This is a genomic window from Acinetobacter sp. ANC_7553 (assembly GCF_056779895.1).
The window spans coordinates 1-553 of the sequence record NZ_JBWYIV010000047.1 but is presented as its reverse complement, the minus strand read 5'-3'; the positions used below and the strand labels follow the sequence as shown (position 1 = coordinate 553).

The window sequence follows — 553 nt, the reverse complement described above, 5'->3', positions numbered from 1 at the left end:
TGCCGGACACCAAAAAACTCGCAGGGATTAAAAGTAAAGAAGTCCAAGGCGAAGGCTATGGACAACTCCGCTTTGATGACACCACAGGACAAATCTCCACCCAACTGCAAAACACCCACGGGGCGAGCCAACTCAACCTAGGGAATCTCAGTCATCCCAAAGCAACAGCAGAAAGCGAAGGACGCGGCGAAGGCTTCGAACTTAGAACAGACCAATGGGGTGCAGTACGAGCAGGCGAAGGCATACTCATCTCCACCTACAAACAAGAACAAGCCAAAGCAAACCATTTAGATGCAAGCGAAGCCAAACAACAACTCGAAAGTAGCTTAAACAACGCCAAAGCTTTGAGTGAAGTGGCACAAAATCAACAAACTGATCCACTGAACTTACTCGAAAACCTACAGGGCTACCTCAAGAACTTAGAGAGCGAAGACCAAAGCAAAGCCGCGGCTTTTAAACAAGCGATCATGCTCTTGGCTTCACCAAGTTCAATTGCCGTAGAAAGTAACGAAGACATCCACCTCAGTGCAGATGGGCAGATCAACCAGATTGC

At 48.1% G+C, this 553-nt stretch carries 1 protein-coding gene; it reads left to right on the top strand.

Annotated elements, in window-relative coordinates:
* On the top strand, positions 1-553 hold a 553-nt coding region (locus AC1M9I_RS14605; protein WP_481611215.1), incomplete at both ends, for a type VI secretion system Vgr family protein.